At 44.8% G+C, this 19,849-nt stretch carries 16 protein-coding genes; 7 read left to right on the plus strand and 9 right to left on the minus strand.

Going from position 1 to position 19,849, the window contains the following annotated elements; genetic code table 11:
• Positions 1–484: 484 nt before the first annotated feature.
• Together ACSAZL_RS04835 and cobA are read right to left on the minus strand one after the other, a co-directional pair.
• A complete protein-coding gene (locus tag ACSAZL_RS04835; protein WP_440947600.1) occupies positions 485–1,303 on the minus strand; it encodes a uroporphyrinogen-III synthase in 819 nt (272 codons plus the stop codon).
• Positions 1,304–1,323: 20 nt separating this feature from the next.
• Positions 1,324–2,091 carry a uroporphyrinogen-III C-methyltransferase gene (gene cobA / locus ACSAZL_RS04840; protein WP_440947601.1) on the minus strand — a complete coding sequence of 256 codons (768 nt, stop codon included), beginning with the start codon at positions 2,089–2,091 and terminating at the stop codon, positions 1,324–1,326.
• A 499-nt stretch (positions 2,092–2,590) separates the two neighbouring features.
• On the opposite strand from cobA, the gene ACSAZL_RS04845 reads away from it, so the two are divergent.
• Together ACSAZL_RS04845 and rnz are read left to right on the plus strand one after the other, a co-directional pair.
• Positions 2,591–4,471 (plus strand): alpha-amylase family glycosyl hydrolase, encoded by a 1,881-nt coding sequence (locus ACSAZL_RS04845; RefSeq protein ID WP_440947602.1) that lies wholly within the window; start codon positions 2,591–2,593, stop codon positions 4,469–4,471.
• Positions 4,472–4,686: 215 nt separating this feature from the next.
• Positions 4,687–5,604: a ribonuclease Z gene (gene rnz, locus ACSAZL_RS04850; RefSeq protein WP_440947603.1), complete on the plus strand. Its 918-nt coding sequence runs from the start codon at positions 4,687–4,689 to the stop codon at positions 5,602–5,604.
• 260 nt (positions 5,605–5,864) lie between these two features.
• Here the strand turns inward: rnz and ACSAZL_RS04855 are convergent, their stop codons facing one another.
• Both ACSAZL_RS04855 and ACSAZL_RS04860 read right to left on the minus strand, forming a co-directional pair.
• Entirely contained in the window at positions 5,865–6,125 is a 261-nt protein-coding gene (locus ACSAZL_RS04855; RefSeq protein ID WP_440947604.1) for a hypothetical protein, read from the minus strand.
• 433 nt (positions 6,126–6,558) lie between these two features.
• Positions 6,559–7,677: an AAA family ATPase gene (locus ACSAZL_RS04860; RefSeq protein WP_440947605.1), complete on the minus strand. Its 1,119-nt coding sequence runs from the start codon at positions 7,675–7,677 to the stop codon at positions 6,559–6,561.
• A 736-nt stretch (positions 7,678–8,413) separates the two neighbouring features.
• Between ACSAZL_RS04860 and ACSAZL_RS04865 the strand changes: the two genes are divergently transcribed.
• The 4 genes from ACSAZL_RS04865 to ACSAZL_RS04880 all read left to right on the plus strand — a co-directional run bounded on the left by ACSAZL_RS04865 (position 8,414) and on the right by ACSAZL_RS04880 (position 10,678).
• Positions 8,414–8,611, plus strand: a complete 198-nt coding sequence (locus ACSAZL_RS04865; protein WP_440947606.1) for a hypothetical protein — start codon at positions 8,414–8,416, stop codon at positions 8,609–8,611.
• Between the two features lie 538 nt (positions 8,612–9,149).
• A complete protein-coding gene (locus ACSAZL_RS04870) occupies positions 9,150–9,344 on the plus strand; it encodes a hypothetical protein (protein WP_440947607.1) in 195 nt (64 codons plus the stop codon).
• Between the two features lie 233 nt (positions 9,345–9,577).
• A complete protein-coding gene (locus ACSAZL_RS04875; RefSeq protein WP_440947608.1) occupies positions 9,578–10,042 on the plus strand; it encodes a hypothetical protein in 465 nt (154 codons plus the stop codon).
• A 108-nt stretch (positions 10,043–10,150) separates the two neighbouring features.
• On the plus strand, positions 10,151–10,678 hold the full coding sequence (locus ACSAZL_RS04880) for a hypothetical protein (protein WP_440947609.1): 528 nt from the start codon (positions 10,151–10,153) through the stop codon (positions 10,676–10,678).
• 119 nt (positions 10,679–10,797) lie between these two features.
• Here the strand turns inward: ACSAZL_RS04880 and glmU (ACSAZL_RS04885) are convergent, their stop codons facing one another.
• From glmU (ACSAZL_RS04885) to ACSAZL_RS04905, 5 genes are all read right to left on the minus strand, one after another.
• Complete coding sequence (glmU, locus tag ACSAZL_RS04885; protein WP_440947610.1) at positions 10,798–11,991, minus strand: bifunctional sugar-1-phosphate nucleotidylyltransferase/acetyltransferase; 1,194 nt, start codon at positions 11,989–11,991, stop codon at positions 10,798–10,800.
• Complete coding sequence (gene glmM / locus ACSAZL_RS04890; protein WP_440947611.1) at positions 11,988–13,292, minus strand: phosphoglucosamine mutase; 1,305 nt, start codon at positions 13,290–13,292, stop codon at positions 11,988–11,990. The genes glmU (ACSAZL_RS04885) and glmM overlap by 4 nt, the downstream gene beginning before the upstream one ends.
• Positions 13,293–13,406: 114 nt before the next feature.
• The gene (gene glmS / locus ACSAZL_RS04895; protein ID WP_440947612.1) at positions 13,407–15,263 is read right to left on the minus strand and encodes a glutamine--fructose-6-phosphate transaminase (isomerizing); all 1,857 of its coding nucleotides are present in this window, start codon (positions 15,261–15,263) and stop codon (positions 13,407–13,409) included.
• A gap of 22 nt (positions 15,264–15,285) precedes the next feature.
• On the minus strand, positions 15,286–16,503 hold the full coding sequence (gene glmU / locus ACSAZL_RS04900) for a bifunctional sugar-1-phosphate nucleotidylyltransferase/acetyltransferase (protein WP_440947613.1): 1,218 nt from the start codon (positions 16,501–16,503) through the stop codon (positions 15,286–15,288).
• A 221-nt stretch (positions 16,504–16,724) separates the two neighbouring features.
• Positions 16,725–17,693: a calcium/sodium antiporter gene (locus tag ACSAZL_RS04905; protein WP_440947614.1), complete on the minus strand. Its 969-nt coding sequence runs from the start codon at positions 17,691–17,693 to the stop codon at positions 16,725–16,727.
• 249 nt (positions 17,694–17,942) lie between these two features.
• Here ACSAZL_RS04905 and ACSAZL_RS04910 point away from each other — a divergent pair, with 249 nt between their 5' ends.
• Positions 17,943–19,781: a cation:proton antiporter domain-containing protein gene (locus tag ACSAZL_RS04910; RefSeq protein ID WP_440947615.1), complete on the plus strand. Its 1,839-nt coding sequence runs from the start codon at positions 17,943–17,945 to the stop codon at positions 19,779–19,781.
• Positions 19,782–19,849 lie beyond the last annotated feature (68 nt).

The raw sequence follows: 19,849 nt of genomic DNA on the forward strand, positions 1-19,849 counted from the left end.
TCTAGTTTTCATCAAGTGATAGCTTTGTTTTTTCAAGTTATTACCTAACTTGTTATTTTCTAAATTCTCATTCTAGTATAAAGTACTTTTCATAGAATGACAAAAAAGTTTTTAAGAAGTAAATTACTTTATATAAACAGCCGGTTTTAGAACATGGTACCAACTGCAACCATTAATAATAGGGCTGGCCACATACTGGAGTTCTTTCGATTAATTTCAGCTAACTTGACTACTTCTTACATACTTGGAATGTTTTAATTCTTCAATGTATGGGGTTAAAAAATAGTTATGTATTCAAAGAAGCCTTTTTTACGTACCTTAAATTGTTTCCGGAATTCTTTTCCAGAATTTTAAGTATTGTTTTTTGAACCGGTTTTATGAGAAGGGCCCGTTTTATGAGGCTCATTCCCATATAGCGTGATTCTCAAAAAGATTTGAGTTATTCTTTTAAGAAAATTCTTCAGCTGACTTTAGAGCCGGCTTTTCAGAGCTCTTTTTTCATAGCCTTTAGCAGAGCTTCAAAGGTGAACTCCTCAGGGATTACGTCCGCATTGATCCCGTGTTTTTTCAGGGTATTTCCCGTAGGGGTCCCGATTGCGCCTACAACGGCCCTGCTGAGGTTTTCTTTTATTGTATCTTTGGCTCCCAGCTTCTCCGCGTGCCTCATGAAGCCTTTGACCATCATTGAACTTGTAAAGGCAAAGGCATCAACCTCTCCTGCAAGGGTGCGTTCTATGAGCTCTTTCTGGACTGCCCCTTCCGGGATGCTGAGAGTGTACACATGGGTCTCATAGACTGTTGCACCGCACTGTTCAAGGCCTTCTATTAAAAACCTGGCCCCAAAAGCGCTCCTTGCAAGGTCAACAATTTTTCCTTTAACTTCGGGGCAGAGAGCTTCTACAATTCCTTCGGAGCTGTAATCTCCGGGCAGGAAAGGCTTTTCAATCCCTATTTTTACAAGCTCTTTCTCCGTGTTCGGGCCAATTGCTATTACCCTGGTCTTTTTCAGGGCCGTGATGAAGTTTTCCTTTTGAGGTTCCGTGAGTTTGTCAAGTGTGAAAGTTATCCCGTTTGCGCTTGTAAAAACTACGTAATCCGAAGTCCCGTCAATGACCCTCTGCACGAAAGGCTCGAATCCTTCGTCTTTTAAGCCTTCAAGCCGGATCATGGGGGCATAGATGGGCTCAAAGCCGCAGTCTCTGGCAATTGCCTCGGACTTTTCCCTGTAGCTTTCAGGCCTCATGATTGCAAGCACGGGAATTTTTTCTGCGTTTGATTCTTCAGTCATACCCTTATTCGTCATACCTTCACCTCTTTGAGCCCTCAGAATTCCGTTCCCGTTATTTGCTCGCCAAGAACCGCGTGGAGGTTTACAACATCACCTACAACTGTGATGGCGGGAGCCTTTACTTTTCTTTCTTCTGCCAGGTCAGCGATGTTTTCAAGGGTGCCCACGGTTACCCGCTGGTCAGGCCGGGTCCCTTTCTCTATGACTGCAACAGAGGTTTTCGGGTCCTTGCCGTACTTCATAAGCTCTTCGGTATTCCGCCTGAGCATCTTTACGCCCATAAAGATTACAATGGTCCCGTCGAACTTAGCCAGGGTCTCCCAGTCCAGGCCGCTTTCTTCTTTTGTTGGGTCCTCATGCCCTGTTATAAATGTGACCATAGAAGTGCTTTCTCTGTGGGTTACAGGAATCCCTGCATAGGCAGGCACTGCAATTGCGGAAGTGATTCCGGGAACGATTTCGAATTCGATGCCTTCTGCTACAAGCACCTCGGCTTCTTCTCCTCCCCTCCCGAATACGTAGGGGTCCCCACCTTTCAGCCGGACCACCATCTTTCCTTCCTTTGCTTTCCTCACAAGCACTTCATTGATTTCGGACTGGGTCAACGTGTGGTTTCCGGCGTATTTCCCAACATCGATTTTTTCCGCACTTTCCGGCATGGAGCCCAGGATAGCTTTTCCCGGAAGCTGGTCGTAGACGATTACTTCTGCATTGTCTATGAGCCGGCGGGCTTTCAGAGTGAGAAGTTCGGGGTCTCCGGGACCTGAACCCACAAGGTAAACTTTTCCGTAATTTCCTGACATATGAAGACGATTCCTTTATGATTTTTGGATAGAAATGTGTAATCTGGAGAAGGTTAACGAGTTTTTAGAATATATAATATCCTGAAAATCGAGTCAAAAATAATTATAATATCCTGGAAATCGAGTCAAAAATAATGCGTTTGTGTTGTACCTGTTTGTATTGTTGTACCTGTTTATCTTTGTGTCCGGGCTCTGTAAATCCGGACTTTCTGTATCCTTTTTCTTTTTACAACCTGAGAATTTTCCAGCCTTTTTACTATCATTCGCTGAAATCTGAAGTTCGCGGGTAAATCATAAGGAGCATTTTTCCGAAATCTTGTTTCGCAAGTTATATTGATGCTTATTTCTTATTATATATCTGTATTTTTATTATTCTCTTCAAAATCAATTTTGTATATATCTTGCTCTAATGTGCACGTACTTCAATGTGTATTTACTCAAAATAGACTTCAATTCCGAAATAAGCCATGATTCCAGTAATAATTAAGGAGTGGAAAACTTGCCAGACAAACTTGAACTTCTGCCTCTCCACAAGCTTGGGGCCAGGGAAGATAAACAGACTTCCGGGAGAATAAATTTCGGGCTTTTTTTACCGGGTGTGTCGGAAGAGGGAGAAAATGAGCTCCTTGTGAGGGTTATTCATGAAAAGGACCAGTTCCTTCGGGATATACCTCCAATGGGCTTCGAAATGGAACATTCGATAGACTCAGACTATGGGAATTACTGGTCTGCAACGATAAATATCGAAGCTAAAGATAAGCTGAAACCTTACTCTGCATGGGGAACCCCTGGAAAATATGTTTACCGATATTGCCTTAAAACCCCAAAGAAGCCAGAACTTATTGACTGGATTATCGATCCTTTCGCCAGAGAATTCGGGGTCGGAAAATTATCCGCTTTCACCCTCGGGTACGAACCCTATGAATGGGACAAACATGAGCTGGAATGGAAAACCCCCTTCATAAATGATATTGTCCTCTATGAACTCATGATCAGTGAGTTTGCGGATGATATAGAAGGGACGATTGCACATCTGGATTACCTCGCAGACCTGGGAATTAACTGCATAGAATTGATGCCCCTTTCCAACATCGAGAAAAGGGTGGACTGGGGATTTGCACCGATAGGGTATTTCGGGGTAGACGAGCGTTTCGGAAACAGAAGAGACATGCAAAAGTTGATCGATGAGGCTCATCAGAAGAACATCGCAGTCATAGTAGATTCCGTTTACGCGCACACAAGCAATCTTTTTCCTTATTGCTATGTGTACAACGAACTTGAATATCCTCCGGAAGAAAACCCCTTCATGGGTCCTTTCGCTGAAGATGCTTTTGGAAAAAGTACGGACTTTAACCACAAATTTACCCGGGATTTCTTTTTGACGGTCAACAACCACTGGCTTGACAGTTACCATGTAGATGGTTTCAGATATGACTATGTGCCCGGGTACTGGCTGGAGGATTCGGATAACGGCTATACGAAACTTGTACGGGACACGTACCAGCTGGTTAAAGCAAAAAAAGGTTCTTCCGATCACTGGCAACGGTTTTTTGAAGGAGAATCCGTAAACCTGATCCAGTGTGCCGAGCAGCTTCAAAAACCCGTAGAAATCCTGAATAAAACTTACAGTAATTGTACCTGGCAAAATGGGACGCTGGCTGCAGCCAGGGGAATAACCGGTAATCCTGGCAAGTTGACCGAACTGGGCTTTCTTTTTGGCCTTGTTGATTATCCGGCAGAAGTTCAGAGCAACGGTAACGGTGACAATATTGCAAAAACTGCTCTACAGTATCTGGAAAATCACGATCATTCCCGGTTTATCTGTACTTTTGGAACAGTTGCCAGCGATAATGAACTTTTAAAAGAAGGGGATCGTGGTCTCTGGTACAGGGTACAACCTTACCTTATAGGCCTGCTTACAGCAAAAGGTATTCCCATGTTATGGCAGGGGCAGGAGTTTGGCGAAAATTACTTCCTTCCTCAGGAAGGGTGGGGAAGAGTGCTTTTGTACAGACCTGTGCGCTGGGAATATTTCTATACTTCCGAAGGCAGGTCGCTGGTCAATCTGGTCAGGAAACTTGTTAAGCTTCGAAGAAATAACCCGCAGTTTTCCGGAGGAGAGCATTACTTCTACAATGATTATGCCCTCTATCAGTCCCGAAATATCATGCTGTTTTCCCGGACTTATAACGGAGTTTTCAGCCTGGTGGCATTGAACTTCGGGGCCCGTGCGCAGGCAGTGTCTTTCAAGTTTCCATCTGAGGGCAATTACAGGGAAGAACTTCACGGGCAGGATAATTTAATGGGAGTTTCTGCGGGAGAGGACGTCCAGCTTAATATTCCCGGCAACTACGGAAGGATCTGGACATTGGAAACTTGAATATGACGAAAAAAATGTTTCTGAAGGTGGAAGTTCGACTTAATCGGGTTCGACTTAATCGGGTTTAACTTAATCGGGTTTAACTTAATCGGGTTTAACTTAATCGGGTTTAACTTAATCGGGTTTAACTTAATAGGTTTGAATATATTATAAATTTCCTGGTACTTTTCAGGTGGTAATCAATAAATACCTCTTAAAGTATTACTGAGTTCAGTATGCTTCGCATAACTTTTCTTGGCACTGGAGGTTCTCTTCCAACCCGCAACAGAAATCCGTCAGCAGTAATGGTCAACAGAGAGGGGGAGCTTCTGCTCTTTGACTGTGGCGAAGGCACCCAGCAGCAGATGATGCGGGCAAAAACAGGGATGATGAGCCTGTCCTCTATTTTTGTCAGTCATTTCCATGCCGATCATTTCCTGGGAATTCCGGGCCTGATCCAGACCATGTCTTTCATGGGCAGAAAAGAGCCTCTTATGATTTACGGCCCAGCAGGGACCCGGGAATTTACCGAGCTTTTCAAGGCTTTTGGCTATTTCAATCTTAAATACGAAATCCGGGGCAAGGAACTGAAACCCGGGGACGTTGTCGAAGGGGAGGGGTATGTGATCCGGGCTATAGAGACCGAACACAGCATCCCGAGTCTTGGCTACGCCCTTATTGAAAACCCCAGGCCCGGACGCTTTAACAGGGAAAAAGCAGTCGCGCTTGGAGTCCCTCCGGGTCCCCTTTTTTCAAAACTGCAAAAAGGAAACCCTGTGGAAGTGGACGGAAAGGTAGTAAGACCCGAAGAAGTCATGGGAACCCCGAGACCCGGCAGGACAATCGTGTACAGTGGAGATACCAGGCCCTGTGAAGCCGTGCTTGAGGTGAGCAAAGATGCCGACCTCCTGATCCATGACGGCAGCTTTGCCGATGAGATGGCAGACTGGGCGGAAGAGTCCATGCATTCGACAGCAGGCGAGGTTGCAGCCCTTGCAAAAGAAGCCGGTGTCAGGAGGCTGGTCCTTACCCATGTAAGTTCACGTTATACTGATGATGTGGGGCCTATTCTGAAAGACTCAAAAAAAGTGTTTGAAAATGTTATTGTAGCCGAAGACCTGATGGAACTCGAGGTCCCATACAGGCCTGAGTAAATAGGTTCAACAGACCTGGGAACAGGTAACAGACCTGAGAAGTAGATCCAACAGACCTGGAAAGCAGATCCGAATGAAAGGATCCGAATAAACGGGCCTGAATGAATGGATCCGATAAAAAAATCTGATTGAGCCTTCGGATACAGGGCGTTTTGCGGAAAATTTGAGGTTTCTTTAAAAGAAGGGTTTAAAAAGTAGTTAAATTTCTCTACAGACATTAATCTGTAGAAATAATCTTTATACAATAAGAATCGGGTTCTTCAAACAAGGGTCCAGTCCAGTTTTTTATCTTCAGCGTCGTAGAGGGTAACCCTCATTGTCTTGTCTTCTATTTCGTAGAGAGGCCTGATCCCGAGATAGAATGTGTCTCCGGGGTTGATTTCGATTTCACCGCTGACCCTTCCGAAGTACACTCTACCTTTTGTATCTTTTTCTTCAACTGTCACACCTTTCCAGGCCAGGTTCTGGATTACGCTTATAACCCTGCACTCAAAGCGGTCGACTTCACGTATTTCAGTCATGAGAATCCCTTTTAAATATTGTTACGGGTATGGTTGAGACCTTACTCAAATATGGTTTCTGATAGAGAATAACGATTTCTATAGATAAAACTATCCCAGAGGCTTCAATAAGAAAGTTTTCTTCAAATCTTCTTACGAATTTCAAGAGTCTAAAATAAGCTTCTCCAGACTGGAAATTAGTCTGGAATGTACTCTGCGCGGGAAAAATTATGGAAAATTCAAGTAAACTGATACAGGTCTGTAAAGTGAGGCAATTCAAGTAAAATAAAGCGAGTCAGACTAAGTGAAGCAATTCAAGTAAAATGACGCAAGCCGGGTAAAACGACACATAACAAAATAATATATAAGAAAGGTGCCTGAAAATAACTCCTCAAGGGATAAAAAGGCACTTTCTCTGTTTTTTTTCTCTGTGGTTTGCACATACATTTTAGGTTTATACATAAAGATGGGTTGGGTCCGGAGTGAAATCTTTCCTGCCAAGTCTTGCAAGGGCTCTTTCAAAGTCTTTGCCAGTTACGATTTCTCTGTCTTCGATTATCGCCTGATGCAGAGCGGTTTTAAGGATTTTCTCGACAATATCCCTGCCTGAAAGCCCTTTAGCTTTCTTTGCAAGTGTCTTGAAATCACATTTTTCTACTTGCAGAGGGAAAGTCTTTACATTTGATTCCAGTATACAGAAGATTTCTTCTTCCCCCGGAAGGACAAACTCAATCTCTTCTTCGAACCTGCTTCTCACAGCCGAGTCCAGGGAACTGATCCGGTTTGTCGAACAGATGGTACAGACCCCCTCGCGTTCGACTATTCCGTCCATTTCTGTCAGAAGGGCATTTACGATCTCGCTTACGTCTCCTCTGAGCTCCTGAAAGCGCCTGTCAAGAGCTATGGCATCAAGTTCGTCGATGAAGATTATACAGGGAGACATCTCTTCTGCCCGGTCATAAAGCTGGTGGATCTGGCGGGCTCCGTCCCCTACATATTCCCCTATTAGCTGGGTAGCCTTAACCGGAATGATCGGCACATCGGTCTTGTTTGCAAGGGCTTTTGCAAGCATGGTTTTTCCGGTGCCTGAAGGTCCGAAGAACAGGATATTTCTTGGTGCCCATTTCCCGAAACGTTCGGGCTCTTCCAGAAAGCGTTCGATCAGCCTGCACTTCTGTTTTGCAAGTTCCTGTCCTATCACGTCTTCAAATCTGACATCACTTTTTATCTCTGCAGAAGAAGAAACTCCATTTTCCTCTTCGGTTACGATAATAGCCGTTGAATTTCCTATTATGGAGTCTGCAGGTTCCACATCTATTATGCGGTATGCAAAGTCAGGAAACATTCTCCTGTCAAAAAGATAATCCCCTTTGCGGGCAACATATCCGTTCCACTGTTCCCGGGCATAGAATTCAAAGACATCCCTGTTTTCAATAACAGGGTATTCTTCCATCATGCCACTCAGGGGATATCCTTCAGGTTTCAGGATAAGAAGTTCGGATGTGGATTTCCCGAACTCGGCATTGTTTTCGTGAGTCTTTTTCGCGTTCACTCTTTGTGAGACCGGTCGCACTTTGTTATCAACTCGAATACTTTTCTATACCTTATAGTTACCTGAAGAGCTAATAAAATTAACCCTATGAACTAGTCCGAATATTCGATCGCGAAAGACTTCTCCTGAACCCGTAGAAAAAATCATTCCCTGAAAAAGCATTCGTGCAGGGCATTATTCTACCTGTGATTTTATCTATAATATCCGTAAATATTTGTAATTACATCTATGGACTTCAGGTACTATTATATATTCAGAATTTAATGTACGAATGTATAATATATCCAGACATCAAATGTGCAATATATCCAGGTCTTTGATTATGGATGTTTATGTCTGAAGGATATCTCCCGGATGTAAAATATTTATAGGAGTAAGAGATAAAGGTTTATTGTTTAATATTTGCTCGAACAACCGTTTATGCAGGCTTCGATGAATTTCTTGTTTAAATAAAGAGGCTTTAGTGACGGATTCTTTGGCAAATCCCTCTGATTCATTCATTTGAAGTGCGAATGGAGTTAGATTAAAGGGAAAGCTAATATATTAGAGGCTTTAATAGAGAAAGCTAATATATTAGAAATATAATATAAATACTTTAATTATTAAATTGAAACTATTTTCAAAATAGTTAAAAGCCGGGAATTAATTACCAGCTTATAACCTAATTAATATTCTTACACTGTAATACTGTGTAAGTAATATAGAAATCTAAATAACGCAAAAGACCTTAAGCATCTAACTAAGTTAGTTCCAGAGTATGATTTATATGTTTACTATGGAGAATACGGAAGGTTTCGACCAGAAAACTCTTGATAAGATGAACGCTGAAGTCAAAAAGACTATGAGCAAGCACGATCCAAAGTCAAAAGATTACAAGAAAATATGCGAACAGGTTGAAGACCAGGTCTTCGATAAGTACTGTTCTGAGGTGTTCAGACCCTCTCTCAAACTTTAAATCTTGCCGCTGGGTAAAACTTATCCCGGTAAGTTTTTTATTTTTATTTCCCTATTTTTAACTCCGGTTTTGATATTTTTTCTGATTTTCTTCCCTAGTTTCGCTTCGGGATCGCAGGAAATCGAAGATTTTCTGGGAGTTGTGATGTAATTGCAACAGTACGCGGTCTGTTTCGCTGCGCTCAAGCAGACTAATTTGCAGGTTAAAATCGGAAGCTTCGCTCAAGAGGGCCAATTTTAGGTTATGGTAGTTAGCTGCGCTTAAGCAGACTAAGTTATGGATTTTAGCAATAAGCTACACTCAAGAGGACTAACCAATTATCAGTTGCCCGATGCAGGAGAACGGTCTTTCTGACTGAAAGAAGAAAGAACCCAACAGTCAAAAACTATAGGAGAGGCCGTAAAAACAAAAAGTGAACAAATCAAATTCTCCCTGAAAGATGTTTTTCGATCTTTTTTTTCGTTCTGACCCTTTTCTTTTCTGCTTTTTTTGCAGGGCCTCCGGAAAAACCGGCAGAGGCGTTTATGTTTGCCTGTGGATGGAAAAACGGTTTTGGAGGGAGGTTAAAGGCAGTATTCTCTCGGTTCCGGAGACATTTCTTCAATATTTGTCTCTCTTAATTGCGCTGTCAGTTTTTGGATCGCTTTTTATCTGGCTGGCGGCCGGGTCCAGCTCCGGGCGGCACAGGGAGAGAAAAACTGAAGGATTCGAGTTCGAGTTTCTGAATAGATGAACTCGTTAATCGGGACCTGTCAACAAACTAAAATTTCTGATTTATATTCTTCCAGATTTATCATTTGTAAGAGCAAATAATTTCTTTGATTGGTGATATAAAACTCATAATATCCTTTTTAATTTATAAACTAAGTCATTATTTTTATTTAGTTTGAACGCTGATATGCAATTATGTTTTTAAATATATCAAAAAAGTTTTTGATTTTATCCGTTATTTTTGCTGTGTTTTTGATGCCAGGGTTGGCAGTTGCTGGCGATTCGGCATATGGGAATGGCTCTTCTCCTGATGCAACCGGAGAAACGGGGTCAGAACTGTTTGATCTGATAAATTATAATATAGGGATTTACAACCAGAACCTCGAACTTGCCCCCGGTTTTTTGAAGAGTCTTGTGGGGAACGAACAGATCCTTTTTGTCATAGCCCTTGAAAACGGGAAAGATATGTATGCCTGGGGGTCTACGGAAGATGCTGAATTTGTCGAGTTTGAACAACTTGAGGCGTTATCTGATGAGGAACCCTCATTAACTGTCCGGAGCGATGAGTCAACAGTTCGTTCAATTATTGAATCTGCTTCCCCGATACAGGAATTTAATGAAGCCCTGAAATCCGGGAAGGTGACAGTTGAAGATGCAGGTTTACTTCAGAAGCTTATGCTCTGGGCAATGAAAATAGGGCTTGCTGACCTGTTTATGTAAATCATGAGTCTCTCCAGTCTCTGGAAAATTCAATTTTCCGTTTTTCTTTTTTCCGGGTTTGTACTTATATTGAGAACTTTTTTATATCCCTGTTACTTATTTTCAATTATGATTTATTGGAAAAATAGGGCTATGGGTTCCCTTCTGGTTGTGCTTTTGCTAGTTTATTTCACAGGCGCGGCTTCCGGTGCGGGCAATATTACAGCGGCTGAAACCTTTACGACTTCTGTTAATTCCAGTGCTGAGAACGATCTTTTTTCGGAATTAAGTGCGCAGGCGGAGCTATATAATGAGAACTTCGATAATGTGCCTTTACTTGTTAAGAGACTGGTAGCAAGTGAAGAGATTGCAGGGAAAATTGAACTTGAGAATGGTGAGATGCTCTACGTAACCGCACTTATGAGGGGCGGGAAAGTAGGAGAATTTTACAGGTATGACACTTCCAATGATCCCAATTCACAGTTCGGCCCCACCATAACTATGGAATCCGACGAAGAGACTGTAAGAGAGATACTTGAGTCGGATGATCCTTTAAAGACAGCTGTGGAGAAGACAAATGAAGGTTCTCTTGATGTGGAAGTAGAAGGTTTCTTCCGAAACACAGTGTTCTGGAGCATAAAGCAGCTGTATTCCTGAACCCTTTTAAATAGATCCGATTAAAAAATAAAGATTCAAATAAAAAAAATCTCAGGAGTCCCCCTTTCCCCACGAATTTTGAGGAAGGGGTTCCTTCTTTTTCTAACTTTGCTTCCTATTCAGTGTTTGACTATTTCTCCGGGAAGTGTAGCTCTCCCTTTGTGCATTACCACGCCAATATTTATGCTCGTATTGATGCCGGTGTGCACATCATCTCCCATGATCACGCCGAGTTTTCTTCTACCGGAGTCAAGAATTCTGCCTCTCAACATCACCTTTATGTTTTTCCCATCATGGCGGAGGTTTGCAACCTTCGTCCCGGCTCCAAAATTGCAGTGGCGTCCGACCACACTATCTCCCACATAGCTCAGGTGCCCGACATGAGTGCCTTCCATAACAATTGTGTTTTTCACTTCCACAGCATTGCCTATCCTGACCCGGTTGCCTATTGCAGTTGAAGGGCGGATAAAGCAGTTGGGCCCTACGTCGCAATTCTCACCTATTACTACAGGCCCTTCGATATAGGAACCGCTTCGGATTATGGCTCCTTTTCCGATTGCAACTTCTCCTTTTATGATTGCGTATGGCTCAACGGTACCTTCACAGCTGCCCTTGAGGTCTTTTAAAAGGTGCTCGTTAGCTTTAAGGAGGTCCCAGGGGTATCCTATGTCAATCCACCTGCCTTCGAGGGGGTTGTAGCCCACGGGTGCCCCGCTGTCGATCAGCATCTGGATGGAATCCGTTATCTCAAGTTCCCTTCTCACGGAGGGCTGGGTTTTGTCAATAAAGTCAAAAATGGACTCCCTGAAAAGGTAAACCCCGGCATTTGCAAGGTTGGTCGGAGGGGTTTTTGGCTTTTCAATTATCCTTATCACCTTATCATTCTCAGTCTCAAGCACTCCGAAGTCCGAGGGGTTTTCCACCTCTTTTACGCAGATAACAGCCTCTTCCTTCCTTGAAACCAGAGTCTTTAAGTCTTCCTGCCCGATGAGCATGTCCCCGTTAAGTACAAGGAATGCCCCTTCAACGTGTCCTCTGGCATAGCCGATCGCATTTGCAGTCCCGAGTTGCTCTTTTTGCTGCACGTACTCAATGCTCACTCCCCATTTGCTTCCGTCCCCGAAGTGGGCTTTTATCTGCTCTTCAAGGTATCCCGTAATGAAGACAAAACCCTCTACACCGGCTTCTACGGCTGAGTTCAGGATGTGTTCAAGTATCGGTTTGTTTGCAACCTTAAGCATCACTTTCGGGCAATCGGAAGTGAGTGGTTCCATCCTTGTGCCTTTGCCCGCCACAAGGACAACTGCTTTCATTTAAGCGCCTCCTTTGCGATTTTCTCTGCCATCTCATAGATTCCGTCTACGTTTTCCCGGGCTTCTGCCGTAATCCTTACCTTCGCTTCCGTGCCAGAGGGGCGGACAAGTACCCAGCCGTTTTCGAGTTCCACGCGGATGCCGTCAATATCAAGGACTTTTCCAAGGGGTTCAAGCTCTGTTTTCACCTTTTCCATGAACTCGGCTTTCTTTTCGTTTGCACACGGAAGAGCACCCCTTTTTGTGGCATAAACAGGAAGTTCTGCCCTGAGTTCGCTTAACTTCTTTTCCCTGACTATCTCAACAAGCTTTGCAGCTGCATAGATCCCGTCAGGGCAGTAGGAAATCTTCGGGAAAATCCAGCTGCCTGAAGGTTCTCCGCCGTAGACGGCTCCGTACTGCTTTATGCCCTCTGCAACATAGACGTCCCCAACTCTTGTCCTTATGATTTCAGAACCTTCAAGGTAATCGTCAACCATCATGGAGGTATCTACAGGCACGACAACAGCTCCTTTTTCGTCTCCGCACTCAAAGCGTCCGAAGATTGCAAGCAGTTCGTCTCCGGATACGAAGTTGCCTTTTTCGTCGACTGCCATCATCCTGTCTGCGTCCCCGTCGTGTGCTATTCCGAGGTCGGCTCCGAATGCCACAACAGCTTTTTTAAGCATCGAAAGGTTCTGATCATTAGGTTCTGGGTTCCTTGCCGGGAAATGTCCGTCAGGCTGGGCATTCAGGGTTATTACCTGGCAGCCGAGTTCCTGCAGGAGATAAGGCGTGATCGTACTTCCGGCTCCGCACCCGCAGTCGAGAACCACGCGCAGCTTTGAGTTTCCAACAAGCCCCTCGATCAGATCCATATGGTCCCGAATGGCATTTTCATCTTCAGCAACTTTTCCTATGAGGTCCCAGGTAACCCTCAAAAAGTTTTCTTTTTCGATAGCATTTTCAATTTCTTCCTGCTGGGCCGAGTCAAAAGCCATACCGTCAGGGTTCCATAACTTTATCCCCACATACTCTGAGGGGTTATGTGAAGCCGTAACCATTACTCCGCACTCATATTCTCTGGCTGCGTATGCCAGGGTAGGGGTGGTTACCATTCCCACCTTTGTAACATCACAACCCGCTGCAGTCAGCCCGGCAACCAGAGCATGCTCTATCATAGGCGCCGAAACTCTGGGGTCCCTCCCGATGACCGCGGTCTTTTTCCGGCTTCCCAGCACAAGCCCTACCTGCAGTGCAAGTTCGGGTGTAACTTCTTTATTGACTATGCCTCTAATTCCTGAAGATCCGAAGAGTTTCATAAATCCCACTCCATATTTCATGAAGTTCCGTTCTGTTCTGAAATCTCATATTCTGTTGTTAGATTTGTAATTCTGAAAATCCGGTCATAATCCTGAAATTCTCAGCTCGCACAATCATTCGACAGTAACACTCTTTGCAAGGTTGCGGGGCTTGTCAATAGAGCAGTTCCTGAAAAGAGCCGTGTAATAAGCAAGCAGCTGAAGCACGACAATACTCAGCAGGGGAGCCAGCAGTTCGTCGTTTTGGGGGACTCTGAGGACAGTGTCCGCATACTTACTGATTTCCGTGTCCTTACTGTCGGCTACCGCTATCACAAAAGCGTCCCTGGCTTTTACCTCTTTTATGTTGCTGAGCATCTTTTCATAAGTCTGCCCTCTGGTGGCAATTGCAACTACCGGAGTCCCTTCGTCAAGCAGGGCAATCGGACCGTGTTTCAGTTCCCCTGCAGCAAAGCCTTCGGCGTGCACATAGGAGATCTCTTTGAGCTTCAGGGCCCCTTCGAGAGCTATGGGGTAGTTAAGGTGCCTGCCAAGGAAGAAGTAACTCTTTGAGCGGGCAAAGCTCTCAGCACATTCCTTTATCGCTTCCTTCTGGTTGAGGATCTGCTGGATCTGCCCGGGGACTTTCCGGAGGTCCGTAATGAAACTTTTTACATAATCCGGACTAAGCCTGTCTCTTACAAGAGCGAACTTCACAGCGAGGAGATATAGAAGGGTAAGCTGGGTGGTGAAGGTCTTTGTGGCGGCGACTCCTATTTCGGGCCCTGCCCGAGTATAGAGCACACTGTTCGCTTCCCTTGTGATCGTACTCCCCACAACATTCGTAATTGCAAGCGTGGGGCAGTTATAAGACATGATCTCCCGGACGGCTGCAAGGGTATCTGCAGTTTCTCCTGATTGAGTAATTGCAATGGCAAGGGTTCCTTCATTCATAACAGGGTTTCTGTACCTGTATTCCGAGCAGATATCAATGTCGCAGTGAATTCCTGCCAGCTGTTCAAACAGGTATTTCCCAAGCAAACCTGCATGCCAGGAGGTCCCGCAGGCAAGAATCTGGACTCTTGAAAGCTTCTTTATTTCATCTTCACTGAGGTTCAGTTCTTTTAAATATATGTCCCCTTCAAGTTCGGAGATTTTGCCTGCCAGGGTATTGTGAATTGCAGTGACCTGCTCATGGATCTCTTTAAGCATAAAATGTTCGTAACCCGCCTTTTCCGCAGCCTCAAAGTCCCATTCTATCTTTTGTATCTTCTTTTCTACGGGATTTCCTTCCCTGTCAAATATCTTTACATCGGTCGGGCTCAGGACTGCCGTCTCAAAGTCGTTTACGAAGATAACGTCCCTGGTATGATTCAGAAAAGCGGTGACATCGGATGCGGCAAAGTTTTCCCCTTTCCCTAACCCTATGACGAGAGGGCTGTCTTTGCGGGCAAGCACGAGTTTTCCTGATTCGTCAGCAGAGAGGACTGCAAGAGCATAGGATCCCTCTACCTCTCTTAAGGCTTCTCTGAGTCCTGCAAGAAGTTCGCACCGAGCTTCTTTTCCATCCGGGCTTCCGTAGATGTGTTTGTATAAAAGATGTGCGATCACTTCGGTATCGGTTTCGGATTTGAATTCATAACCCTCTCCGATAAGCTGCTCTTTCAATGTCATGTAATTTTCGATAATCCCGTTATGTACTATCGAAATCTTCCCGGGGCTCCCCCCTGAGTTGTGAGGGTGGGCATTTTCCGTGCTTGGACGACCGTGGGTTGCCCAGCGAGTGTGTCCTATTCCGACAGTTCCTCTGAGGTTCTTCGGGATTTCGGATTCGAGATTTACGATTTTTCCTACTGCTTTGTAAGTCTCAATTCCGCTGCCAAGAACCGTAACCCCTGCGGAGTCGTATCCTCTGTATTCAAGTTTTTTCAAGGATTCTATAAGAACCGGTGCAGCAGCACTTTGCCCTGCATATCCGACAATTCCACACATTTTCTATCTCCTCCTTAAGAGTTCAGAGGACTACCGAATCACGGGACAGGTTCCTGTAAATGGTTTTTCCAGACTCTACCTGACAGTTGACAGCAATCATTACTCCGGCTTTCACGAGCACCCTGCCTCCTATTCTGTTATCGTCCCCGAGTATGGTCCCGAGCTTCGGAGCATTGTGAATCCTGCCGTTAATGGTTATCTCAAGGTCTTCTTTTTCCTCTGCAGTAAAACCCGGGCCAAGGGTATTGTTGCTTCCGATTATGCAATTAGAAATCTGCCCGTGGGAAGAAATCCTGCAATCATTCATTACAATGCTGTTCTGGATTTCCGTAAAGGACCTTATGGACACATTATCTCCTATTGTGGTAGAGGGCAGAATAACTACATTAGGTCCTATATCACAGTTTTCCCCGATTACCACCGGACCCACGATATAGGTCCCGGCACGGATTCTGGTGTTTTTTCCGATTGCAACCTTCCCGCGAATTACTACTCCCTCTTCAAGTTCCCCTTCTTGCTTCAGGTTTCTGGAGTAGTTCAATACAGTTGAGTTTGCTTTCAGGAGATCCCAGGCATGGACTGCGTCCAGCCATTTGGATTCGGTCGGGATTGAAGTGACGACTTTTCCTTCGTCAATCATTAGCTGGAGAGTATCGGTTATTGCATATTCTCCGTTTTCGGATATCGGAGTTTTTTCAATGGTTTCAAAGACCTGCGGCGTAAAAATGTAAATTCCCGTGTTTACTATATGACTTAAATCTCCGGATCTTTTTTCAAGAATCTGGGTAACTCTCTTCTTTTCTTTCAATACCACTCCGTAACCTGCCGTGTCCTCCATTCTTACGGTTAAAAGGCTTGCATCTCCCTCATAATTATTAAGAAGATCGGCTATGGTTTTTGGTTCTACCAGGTTGTCTCCGTTCAGGACAAGGAATTCCTTGTCCTGAGCACTTATTAGTTTTTTTGCCTGTTCAATCGCATGTGCTGTCCCGAGCTGGGCTTTCTGCTCGACATATGTTATATTGACTCCGAAATTCAGCCCGTCTTCAAAATAGTCCATTATGCGTTCTTTTTCATACCCGACGATAAGGATGATCTCTGTGATTCCATTTTTCTCAAGCGAAGATATGACATGTTCCAGAATGGGCCTGTTGGCGACAGGAAGCATTACTTTGGAACGAGTAAGAGTAAGAGGCCTGCAGCGCAGTCCTTCCCCTGCTGCGAGGATAATAGCTTTCATACTGTTAAAGAACCTTTTTTAGAATTTATACGTTGCCTTCAAAACCTACGAGGAAAATTTATAAAAAATAATTTATAAAAAACGGATACTCAAAGACGTTATTTAGGAATGTAAAATTGATTTCATTATCTATAATTAGGGAAAAATATATATGAAGTGAAACCATAATTACTAAAAATTAAAGAGAGTTTCATGTTTTGCTTTAAAACGGAGCTCAGGCTTTATCCGTAGAGGATGAAAAGCCCTGCTACATAGACCAGATATGCCCCGAGAATTACTCCTCCTTCCCACCTTTCCAGTTTTTTCCCGGTGATCCCGAAGACTATAAGGAGGAGTGATATAAAGAACATGAACGGGAAATCGTACCCTTCAAGCTGCTCCGAAACGGGGAGTACGCGAATCTGGGAGGATGCCCCGAGGATCATGGCCACGTCCATTGTGTTTGCCCCGAGTATGTTTCCTATGGAGAGGTCCTGGTGCCCTTTCCTGAGGGAGGTAATTGCAGTTGCAAGTTCGGGGAGGGAGGTCCCTATTGCAACCGCCGTCAGGGCTATTATTACTTCGGGGATGCCTATCCATTCGGCTATTTTTATCCCGGAATCTACCAGAATCCTGCTTCCTATGACTACGGAAAGGGAGCCGAGAATGAAGAAAGCTATGTCTTTCCGAATATCTTTGATTTTCAGTTTTTCTCTGCCGGGTTCATCATCTCCGAACAATACGCGCTGGGTCTTTGAGGCATGGAAAAGGAAGGCAAAAAACACAAGCAGAAGTATAATCCCGTCGAATCGGTTCACATTTCCGTCGCGGCTGACTATGATAAGTACAATTCCAGAAAGTAGCATAAGCCCGCTTTTAATGGGAAACGTATCGTCCTTTATAGGGATTGCTTTTACAGCTATAATCGAGCCCAGTACAAGCCCGGTGTTGCATATGACCGAGCCCACTGCATTTCCTATTGTTACGTCCGTATGCCCTAGATAAGCTGCTGTTGCAGAAACTGCAAACTCCGGGGCTGTTGTCGCAAAACTCACGATTGTGGCCCCTATAAGCATTTTCGGGATCCCGCTTTTGTTTGAAATTGCAACCGCCGCTTCAATAAACCAGTCCGAACCCTTGCTTATCATGACAAGGCTGAGCAGAAAAAGAAAGATCAAAAGCAACTCCATGGAGTCCTTTAAAGAGGACAAGGAATATAACTCAAACGCTCTTGTTTTTTCAGTTTTTAGGGTTTGCAGGTGTTGTACAAAATTGTTCTTTAGTTTTCGGAGGTTGACAACAGAGTCAAGTTTATATAAAACAATTGTATGATTATGTATGCATCATCAAGTATTTTGTGCTTTTTTGGCAATACGACCTTTACATATCTTTCCGTTCAATTTATCTCGGATATTTGCCAAATATTTTTGGTAAGTTAATGCATCATTACAGGGAATCTCATGCTTGATCCAATACCTCTACTCGGGCTCGTGGTTGCCGTGCTTGCCATGTCCCTTGTCGCACAGGCACTTAGCTCCTATTTCCGGATTCCTTTTATCATTTTCCTGTTGATTGAAGGAATCATCGCAGGGCCTGAGGTCCTTAATCTGCTGAACCCGGCCCTCTATATCAACGGGCTGAGCGCTATCGTGGCAATCTCGGTATCCGTGATTGTTTTTGATGGCGGGCTTCACATTGACCTGAAGCATATAAGGATGGTTCAGGAAAGTGTCCTGAAGCTGACAACAATAGGGGTCTTTGTGACTTTCCTGGGGACCACGGTTCTGACCAGCTACCTGATAGAGCTCCCTCTCGAGCTCGCCGCCCTTTTCGGAGCTCTTGTCACGGCAACAGGCCCGACAGTGATAACCCCCATTGTAAGAAATATCCAGATCAGCCACAAGCTTGGCAAGATCCTGGAGCTTGAGGGAGTCCTGAATGATGCAGCCAGTGTGATCCTTGCAGCCATGGTCTTCGAATGGGTCGCAGCAGAACTTTCCGGGACTGATGCTGTGGTCTTTATCCTTTACAGGCTGGGGATCGGAATAGCACTGGGGTCCTTGAGCGGGTTTGCCCTCCGCTGGTTCTTTACCCGGGGAAAGGCTATCAGCAATCGGACAGCAAGGCTGGTTTCTCTGACCGCAGTATTTTCCTGCTTCGTCTTTTCGGAATACCTGGGCAACGAGTCCGGGATTCTGGCGGTAGCCGTCTTCGGGATCATCCTCGGGACTTCGGAATTCCCTTATAAGGAGACTATCAAGGAATTCAAGAGCGACATTGTGATTGTGATGCTCTCCCTGATTTTCATCCTGCTTGCCGCAATGATTAAATTCGAATATATTCTGAGAATAGGGGCAAGCGGGATAGCCCTTGTACTGCTTCTCATATTCGTGATCCGTCCTTTTGCAGTCTTTGTTTCGATGTGGAACTCTCAGATAGGCACGAATGAGAAACTTTTTATCTCCTTTGTCGGGCCAAGGGGCGTTGTGCCGACTGCGGTTGCGACTTATTTTGCAATCAAGCTCGATTCAATGGGCATTCCCGGAGGGCAGACCCTTGTGGGGCTTGTTTTCCTTACGGTCATTATCACGGTCTTCATGAGTGGCAGCCTGTCAAAAAAAGTGGCAGAGGTGCTGGAGGTAATTCCTATGGAAATCCTTATTATTGGTGGAGGAAAGGTAGGCAGGATTCTTGCCGAACGTTTTGACAAAAGAGGAGAAAATGTAGTTGTTGTGGACATCTCCAAAGACAACTGCAAGAAATGCATGGAACTCGGAATCAGGACTGTCCAGGGGGACGCAGGGGACGTGAATGTCCTGAAAAAGGCAGGGATAGAGAATGCCAAGTATGTGGTTGCAACAACCAATAAGGATAACACGAACCTTCTCTTCTGCCAGCTTGCTAAGGCTTCTTTCGGATTCAGGGGTGACCAGCTCGTAGCCAGGGTAAACGAGATCGAAAACCTGCAGGCTTTCTGGAACCTGGGAATCCGCGCCATGAGCCCTGCAATGACCACTGCAGTGGTGCTCGACAACATGATCGGAAGGCCCCATCTTTTCTCAATGTGTGAGGTGGGAGGTGAAGGAGACATGATGGAAGTCAAGGTCACGAACCCCAGGGTAATCGGAAAAGCCATCAAGGATATCCAGTTCCCTGAAAAGAGCCTTCTGGTTATGGTCCAGCGGGGCAGTGATTCTATTATCGCCCACGGAAGCCTCGTACTTGAATATGAGGATATCATAACCGTCATCGGAGAAGGAGATGCAGCCAAGCGGACCGCTTCCATACTTCACAAATAACTTTTAGTACATTGCGGAGTATACTGCCTGATAATCTGATAACACACTTTCTGATAACACGCTTTCCG

Origin of the sequence: Methanosarcina mangrovi, assembly GCF_052057765.1 — an archaeon.
Taxonomy (GTDB): domain Archaea; phylum Halobacteriota; class Methanosarcinia; order Methanosarcinales; family Methanosarcinaceae; genus Methanosarcina.